Source organism: Variovorax humicola, from assembly GCF_037889915.1.
Taxonomy (GTDB): domain Bacteria; phylum Pseudomonadota; class Gammaproteobacteria; order Burkholderiales; family Burkholderiaceae_C; genus Variovorax; species Variovorax humicola.
Window position 1 is genome coordinate 1 of record NZ_JBBKZV010000090.1, and the last position, 2,212, is coordinate 2,212.

General features: G+C 67.3%; 3 protein-coding genes. All 3 read right to left on the reverse strand.

The window, feature by feature from the left end; genetic code table 11:
• Positions 1-513 (reverse strand): dihydroxy-acid dehydratase domain-containing protein (locus tag WKW80_RS37080; RefSeq protein WP_340368540.1); only part of this gene is annotated, 513 nt, incomplete at its 3' end.
• A 34-nt stretch (positions 514-547) separates the two neighbouring features.
• The gene (gene eno / locus WKW80_RS37085) at positions 548-1,840 is read right to left on the reverse strand and encodes a phosphopyruvate hydratase (protein ID WP_340368541.1); all 1,293 of its coding nucleotides are present in this window, start codon (positions 1,838-1,840) and stop codon (positions 548-550) included.
• Positions 1,841-1,854: 14 nt separating this feature from the next.
• A partial coding sequence (locus tag WKW80_RS37090; RefSeq protein ID WP_340368542.1) for a pyruvate kinase alpha/beta domain-containing protein occupies positions 1,855-2,212 on the reverse strand: 358 nt, incomplete at its 5' end.

Consider the following 2,212-nt stretch of genomic DNA (forward strand, 5'->3'; position numbering starts at 1 on the left):
GCTGAACTGCAATGCGCCGATCAGCAGGCCGGGAACGATCTTGTCGCAGATGCCCAGGCACAGCGCGGCATCGAACATGTTGTGCGACAGCGCGACCGCGGTGGACAGTGCGATCACGTCGCGGCTGAAGAGAGACAGCTCCATGCCGGGTTCGCCCTGCGTGACGCCATCGCACATCGCCGGCACGCCACCGGCGAATTGCGCCGTTGCACCGGCCTCGCGCGCCGCCTGCTTGATGAGCGCAGGGAACCGCTCGAAGGGCTGGTGCGCCGACAGCATGTCGTTGTACGACGAGACGATCGCCAGATTGGGCCGCCGCAATTCGCGCAGCATGATCTTGTCGCCCGCCGGCGCCGCGGCATAGCCGTGCGCCAGGTTCGTGCAGCCGAGGGCTTGCCGGATCGGGCCCTTGGCGCGGGCCCGTTCGAGCCTTGAGAGGTAGGTGCTGCGTGATGCGACGCTGCGGATGCGGATGCGGTCGGTGACCGCGGCAAGCACTGGGTGGAGGCTCATCTTGGTTGTCTTGAACAGAGGCGGGTCCGGGCTTTCAGCCACGCAACACCGGGAATGCACCACGGCCGCCATAGACGGCATCGGCGCCCAGTTCCTGCTCGATCAAGAGCAGGCGGTTGTACTTGGCAACGCGGTCGGAGCGGCACAGGGAGCCAGTCTTGATCTGCGTTGCGCCGGTCGCGACGGCGAGGTCGGCGATCGTGACGTCCTCGGTCTCGCCCGAGCGATGCGACACCACCGCCGAGCGGCCGGCACTGACGGCCATGTCGATGGCGGCCAGCGTCTCGCTGAGAGTGCCGATCTGGTTTGGCTTGATCAGGATCGAGTTGGCGACGCCGCCCGCGATTCCGCGTCCGAAGATCGCGGTGTTGGTGACGAACAGGTCGTCGCCGACCAACTGCACCTTGTCGCCGAGCCGCTCGGTGAGCAGCTTCCAGCCGGTCCAGTCGTCCTCGGCCAGGCCGTCCTCGATCGACAGGATCGGATAGTGTTCGACCAGGTTCGCAAGGTAGTCGACGAAGCCCGCCGAATCGAAGCGCCGGCCTTCGGACGCGAGCACGTAGTGCCCATCCTTGTGGAACTCGGAGCTTGCCGCATCGAGACCAAGCCAGATGTCCTTGCCGGCCTTGAAGCCGGCCTTGTCGATGGCCCGCAGGATGGTCTCGAGCGCCGCCTCGTTCGACGGCAGGTCCGGCGCGAAGCCGCCTTCGTCGCCGACTGCGGTGCCCAGACCCTTCGACTTCAGGATCGACTTCAACGCATGGAAGACCTCGACGCCGTAGCGCAGCGCTTCGCGGAAGTTCGGCGCGCCAACCGGCAGGATCATGAACTCCTGGATGTCGACGTTGTTGTCGGCATGCGCGCCGCCATTGACGATGTTCATCATCGGCACCGGCATCTCGAACTGGCGCTGGCCCTGCAGTGCAAGGTGCCGGTAGAGCGGTGTGCCTCGCTCCGCCGCAACCGCCTTGGCCACGGCAAGCGACACGGCAAGGATGGCGTTGGCGCCCAGACGCGACTTGTTCGGCGTGCCGTCAAGCTCGATCATCACCTTGTCGATGCCTTTCTGATCGGCGGAGTCGTGCCGGAGCAGCGCGTCGCGCAGCTCTCCGTCGATATGGGCCACGGCGCGCGTCACTCCCTTGCCGAGGTAGCGCTGCGGGTCCTGGTCGCGCAGCTCGACCGCCTCGCGCGATCCCGTCGATGCGCCCGAGGGCGCGGCCGCGAAGCCGCCCGCACCCGATTCGAGGACGACGGCCGCCGCGACGGTCGGATTGCCGCGGGAGTCGAGGATCTCGATGCCCTGGATGTGCTTGATGCCTGTCATGGAAATGCTCTCTCCTAGGTGCGTGCGATGTGCAGCAGGTTGGTGGTTCCGGCCTTGCCGAAGGGCATGCCGGCGGCGATGACGACGATGTCGCCGGGCTTGGCATAGCCTTCCTGGCGCGCCACGGCGCACCCCGTCTCGACCATTCCGGGCACGTCGCTCACGTCGTGCTCCACATGCACCGAGTGCACGCCCCAGGCCAGCGCAAGTCGCCGCGCCACGGGCAACTCGGGCGTGATGCTGAGCACGGGCACCACGGGACGCTCGCGCGCCGCGCGCAGGCTCGTGTAGCCGGAACGGGTGTAGGTGATCATGGCGGCCACCGCGACCAGGCTCGCGGTCTGCCGCAGCGACGAGCAGATCGCATCGGCC

Bases quoted from the DNA above. Each gene is read 5' to 3' on its own strand.
- eno (WP_340368541.1), bottom strand. From the start codon at position 1,840: ATGACAGGCATCAAGCACATCCAGGGCATCGAGATCCTCGACTCCCGC.